The sequence below is a fragment of the Streptomyces antioxidans genome, from assembly GCF_000968685.2.
Classification (GTDB): domain Bacteria; phylum Actinomycetota; class Actinomycetes; order Streptomycetales; family Streptomycetaceae; genus Streptomyces; species Streptomyces antioxidans.
The window spans coordinates 1-5,931 of the sequence record NZ_LAKD02000174.1 but is presented as its reverse complement, the minus strand read 5'-3'; the positions used below and the strand labels follow the sequence as shown (position 1 = coordinate 5,931).

Here is a 5,931-nt window from a genome sequence, read left to right as displayed (position 1 = left end):
GGGGCTGGTGCTCACCCCCCGCCAGGTCTTCCAGCACCAGACCCCCGCCGCCCTCGCGCGCCTCGCGTCGCCGTCCGGCGCCCCGGCCCCCACGGATGCCGCCGCCACCTCGGGCGGTCCGGCCTCCGCCACGCCCCCGCTGCTCTCCCCCACCGCCGAGGACGTGGCCGCGGTCGAGCGGAGTCTTCCCGGCGCCGTCGATACGTTGCCCCTGACCGCGTTGCAGGAGGGGCTGCTCTTCCACGCAGAGTTCGACGGGACGGCCCCGGACGTCTATCTGGTGCAGTTCGCCTTCGACCTCGAGGGCGACGTCGACAGCGTCCGCTTCCGGCAGGCGTTGGACACTCTGCTGCTCCGCCACCCCCATCTGCGGGCCGGGTTCCTCCACCACGGCCTGTCCAGGCCGGTCCAGGTCGTGCCCCGCCATGTGCCGACACCGTGGCAGGAGATCGACCTCAGCGGATTCTCCACCGCCGAGCAGGACGGGGAGTACGAGCGCTGGCTGGATGAGGACCGTGCCACGAGGTTCGACCTGACCCGGCCACCACTGATGCGGTTCACGCTGTTCCGCCTGGGCGGTGGGCGCAGCCGCCTGGTCATGACCCACCATCACATCCTGCTGGACGGCTGGTCGACGCCGGTCCTCATCCAGGAGCTGTTCTTCCTGTACGGGCAGGCCGGGGATGACGCCCTGCTGCCCCGCCCGGCGGCCTACCGCGACTACCTCAGCTGGCTCGCCGCGCAGGATGCCACCGCCGCCCGCGAGGCGTGGCGCGGGGCGCTGGCCGGGGTGGCGGAGCCGACGTTGCTGGCCCCGGAGGCGTACGGGCGTACGGCGGTGGTCCCCCGGGAGTTCTGCCTGGATGTGCCCGACGGGCTGACGGCTCGGCTGACCCGGCGCGCCCGCTCCTCCGGGCTGACGCTGAACACGCTGGTACAGGTGGCGTGGGGGCTGCTGCTGGGTCGGCTGACCGGCCGGGACGATGTGGTGTTCGGGGCCACGGCCGCGGTGCGGCCACCCGAGGTGTCCGGTGTCGAGTCGCTGATCGGCCTGTGCATCAACACCTTGCCGGTACGGGTCCAACTCGCCCCAGAGCAGTCGCTGTTGGAATTGCTGGAAGAGGTGCAGGCGCGCCAGGCGGCGCTGTCGGAGCACCAGTATCTGGGGTTGACCGAGGTGCAGGCGCTCGCCGGGGTGGGCGAGCTCTTCGACACGGTGCTGGTCTTCGAGAACTATCCGGTGCGGCCCGAGCGGGTCGGCGCGCCGGAGGACGGGCTGCGGGTGGTGGGCAGCACCGGCCGGGACGCCACTCACTATGCGCTGGCGCTGGTCGTCATCCCGGGCGAGTCCCTGCGGCTCCAGCTGGGCTACCGCCCCGATGCCTTCGCCCACTCCGCCGTAGAGGAGCTCGCGCGGCGTCTGGTCCGGGTGCTGGAGAGCGTGGCGGACACCCCGGAGCGGACGGTGGCGCGGCTCGATGTGCTGGCCCCGGCCGAGCGGGAGCTCCTGCTGCGGCAGTGGGGCAATGCCTCGCCCGGTGTGGCCGGAGCCGATGACACGACTTCGCTGCTGCCGGAGGTGTTCGAGCGCCAGGCCGAGCGCACCCCGGCCGATGTGGCCGTGGTGTTCGAGGAACAGCGGCTCAGCTATGGGGAGTTGAACGAGCGGGCGAACCGGCTGGCTCGGGTGCTCGCCGCCGCGGGCGCGGGCCCGGAGACCCGGGTCGCCCTTTCCCTGCCCCGTGACCCGGACCTGCTCATCACCGCGCTGGCCGTCCTCAAGGCGGGTGCCGCCTTCGTATCCGTCGATCCGGACTTCCCAGCTCGGCGTGTGGCGTTCATGCTCGCCGACAGCCGCCCGGCCCTCCTGGTGACGACCAGCGCGATCGCCGAGGTTCTGCCCCCGGAGGCGGCCACAGTGCCACTTCTGCTGCTGGACGCGGAGGACACGGCGGACCGGCTGGCGGAGGCGGGGGCGGAGGCAGGAGCGGAGACGGGGGCGGGCAACCTGGCGGACGCGGACCGGAGGCGTCCGCTGCTGCCGGACCACCCCGCGTACCTCTTCTACACCTCGGGCTCCAGCGGCAGGCCCAAGGGTGTGGTGGTGCCCCGGAGCGGTTTCGGCCGGTTCCTGCGGGCCTTGGCCCGGCGCACACCGCTCACCGGGTCGGACGCGGTGCTGGCGGCCTCCACGCCGTCGTTCGACGTGGTGGTGGTGGAGTGGTTCATGCCACTCACGGCGGGGGCCCGTATCGTCCTCGCTTCGGCGCGCCAGACGCGCGATCCGGCCGCTCTGCTGAGGCTGGTGAGCCGCCACGGGGTGTCGATGGCACAGGCCACGCCCACGCTGTGGCAGGCGGTGGTCGGCGAGGTGGACGACGACGGCGACCACGCGGGGGCGCTGTCGAGGGTGCGGATCCTCAGCGGTGGTGAGGCGCTGCCCGCCCCGCTCGGGCGGCGGCTGCTCGGGCTCGGCGCCGAGGTGGTGAATCTGTACGGGCCCACCGAGACCACGGTCTGGTGCACCACGGCCGCCGTCCGGGTCGATGACGACGGCGCGCCGCGGATTGGGACGCCGCTGGACACCACGCGCGCGTACGTCCTGGACCGGCACCTGGGCCTGCTGCCGCCGGGCGTGGCGGGAGAACTGCACATCGCGGGGACGAGTGTGGCCCTCGGGTATTTCGACCGTCCCGGCCCGACCGCCGAGCGGTTCGTGGCCGACCCGTACGGCCCCCCGGGGTCACGGATGTATCGCACCGGCGACCTGGTGCGCTGGGACGAGGACGGGCGGCTGGAATACCTCAGCCGGGCCGACCGCCAGGTCAAGCTGCGGGGATTCCGGATCGAGCCGGGGGAGATCGAGGCGGTGCTGGCCTCGCATCCGCAGGTGGCACGGGCCGCCGTAATGGTCCGCGAGGACCGGCCGGGTGACCCTCGGCTCGTCGCCTACTCCGTCGCCCGGCCGGACCATGAACCGGCCCCGGCCGAGCTGCGCTCCTGGCTTCGCGAGCGGCTGCCGGAGCACATGGTGCCGTCGGCGGTGGTGTCATTGGACGCGTTGCCGTTGACGGCGAACGGGAAGCTGGACCGCAAGGCGCTGCCCGCTCCCGGCCCCGTCGGCAGCTCGGGCACCGGCCGGCCACCGGCCTCCTCCTGGGAGCGGCTGCTGTGCGCGCTGTACGCCGAGGTGCTCGGCGTGCCCGAGGTGGGCGTGGCGGACAGCTTCTTCGAGCTGGGCGGGCATTCGCTGCTCGCGATGCGGCTGATGGGACAGGTCCGTACCCGCACCGGCGTCGATCTGGGCATCCGCGCGGTGTTCCGGACACCGACGGTGGAGGGGTTGGCGGCGGTGGTCCAGGGCGCGGAACGGGGCGACGTGGCGCGCCCGCCGCTGGGCCCGATGCCGCGTACGGGCCGGTTGCCGCTGTCGTACGCCCAGCAACGGCTGTGGTTCCTCGAGGAGTTGGAGGGCGATCGGGCGGCGACCTACAACATCGTGGTCGGTCTGCGACTCCACGGCCCGCTGGACCGGGAGGCGCTGATGGCCGCGGCCGGGGACATCGTGGCCCGACACGAGGTGTTGCGCACCGTCTATCCGCACGGGGACGACGGGCGGCCGTGGCAGCGGGTCCTGGGCCCGGACGCGGCCCGGTCCGCGCTGCACGCCGTCGTACGGGGCATGCGGCCCGCGGCCGACGAAACGGACTCGGCCGAGACCTCGGGCGGGGGCGCGGCCGGGACCTCGGCCGGACGTGCTTCGGACGGCATACTCGCGGCGGCGCTGACGGAGGAAGCCGGGCGTGGCTTCCACCTGGCCACCGAACTGCCTCTACGCATAAGCCTGTTCGCGCAGGGCGACGACGAGCATGTGCTGCTCGTGGTGGTCCACCACATCGCGGCCGACGGCTGGTCGCTGGAGCCGCTCTTCGCCGATCTGGCCACCGCCTACCGGGCCCGGACGGCCGGTTCTGAACCCCGATGGAGCGACGACCTGCCGCTTCAGTACGCGGACTTCGGGCTCTGGCAGCGCCAGGTGCTGGGTGCGGAGGACCGGGATGACAGTGTGCTCTCCCGGCAGCTCGCGTTCTGGAAGGAAACGCTCGCGGAGCTGCCCGAGGAACTCCCCCTGCCGACGGACCGGCCACGGCCGCCGGTGGCCGGACATCAGGGCTCGACCGTGGACATCGCCGTTCCGGCCGCGTTGCACCGGAGGCTGACCCGGCTGGCCCGTTCTCAGGACGCCAGCGTGTTCATGGTGGTCCAGGCCGCCCTCGCGGCCTTGCTGACACGACTCGGCGCCGGGACGGACATCCCCCTGGGCACGGCGTTCGCCGGCCGCGACGAGGTGGCCGTGCACGACCTGGTCGGCCCCTTCGTCAACACGCTGGTGCTGCGCACCGACACCAGCGGCGACCCGGACTTCCTGACCCTCCTGGAACGGGTGCGAGAGACGGACGGAGCGGCGTACGCGCATCAGGAGGTGCCGTTCGAACGCGTGGTGGAGGCGGTCAACCCGGTCCGGTCCCTGGCCCGGCACCCGCTGTTCCAGGTGATGCTCACCTTCCAGAACCTTCGGGCGACCGAGCTGTCCCTGCCGGGAGTGGCCGCCGAAGCCCTGGAGGTGGCCACCGACACGGCCAAGTTCGACCTGGCCTTCGCGCTCGCGGAGACGCACACCGCCGGGGGCGGGGAGCCGAACGGCATCCGGGGCAGCCTCGAGTACGCCACCGACCTCTTCGAGCACCGAACGGCCCAGGCGATCGTCGGCCGCCTGCTGCGTGTGCTCGACGCCGTCGCGGACCGTCCCGACCAGCCCCTGAGCCGGATCGACCTCCTCGGCCACGACGAGCGGGGGCGGCTGCTGGGCTGGGGTACGGGTGCCTCGGTGGCGGCGGCCGGGGCGGGGCGGGTGCTGCCGGAGCTGTTCGAGGAACAGGCGGCACGTACTCCGCAGGCCACAGCGGTGGTGTTCCAGCACACGGTCTCCTACGCGGACCTCAACGCGCGCGCGAACCGGCTAGCCCGGCTGCTCATCGAGCACGGCGCCGGACCGGAGACGCGTATCGCGCTGGCCCTGCCACGCTCCCTCGAGCTGATCACTGCCGTGCTGGCCGTCACCAAGACCGGAGCAGCCTACGTACCCCTCGACCCCGGCTACCCAGCGGACCGCACCACCTTCATGCTCCACGACAGCGAACCCACCCTCCTCCTCACCACCAGCACACTCGCCAACACCCTCCCCACCAGTACCGCCACCCTGCCCTGGCTCCTCCTCGACACCGACGACACCCACGCCCGTACGAAAAACCACGAGGCCGGGAACGTGTCCGACGACGAACGGCCAACACCACTGACGCCCGCCCATCCGGCGTACGTCATCTACACCTCGGGCTCGACGGGCACCCCCAAGGGGGTGGTCGTCTCCCACGCCAATGTGGTGGACCTGGTGGCCTGGGCGCGGGACGACCTCGGCGCGGACCGGTTGGCGCATGTGAGGGCCACGACGTCCTTCACGTTCGACGTCTCCGTCTTCGAACTGCTCGTACCGCTCACACTCGGTGGCACGGTGGAACTCGTCCCCGATCTGCTGTCCGCCGCGGCCGACCCTGGGCTGCTGGGGACCGGGGGTCTGTTGAGTGCCGTTCCCTCCGTCCTGGCGAGCCTGCTCTCCGCCCACCAACAGACCGAAGGCCCGTCTCTCGACACGATCGTCCTGGCGGGAGAAGCCCTCTCCCCCCAACTGCTGGCCACCACGCGATCCCGTTTCCCCGAGGCGCGCATCGTCAATGCCTACGGCCCCACCGAGGCGACCGTCTACGCCGCGGTGTGGCACTCCGACGGGACAGCGCACACCTCCTCAGTGCCCATTGGCTCTCCGGTGCCGAACTCCCGAGTGTTTGTGCTGGATGCGGGGTTGGGGTTGGTTCC

Annotated in this window: 1 protein-coding gene; it reads left to right on the top strand. The window is 72.3% G+C overall.

Annotated elements, in window-relative coordinates:
- Positions 1–5,931: non-ribosomal peptide synthetase (locus tag VT50_RS37210; protein ID WP_143645356.1), on the top strand; the 5,931-nt coding region annotated here is incomplete at both ends.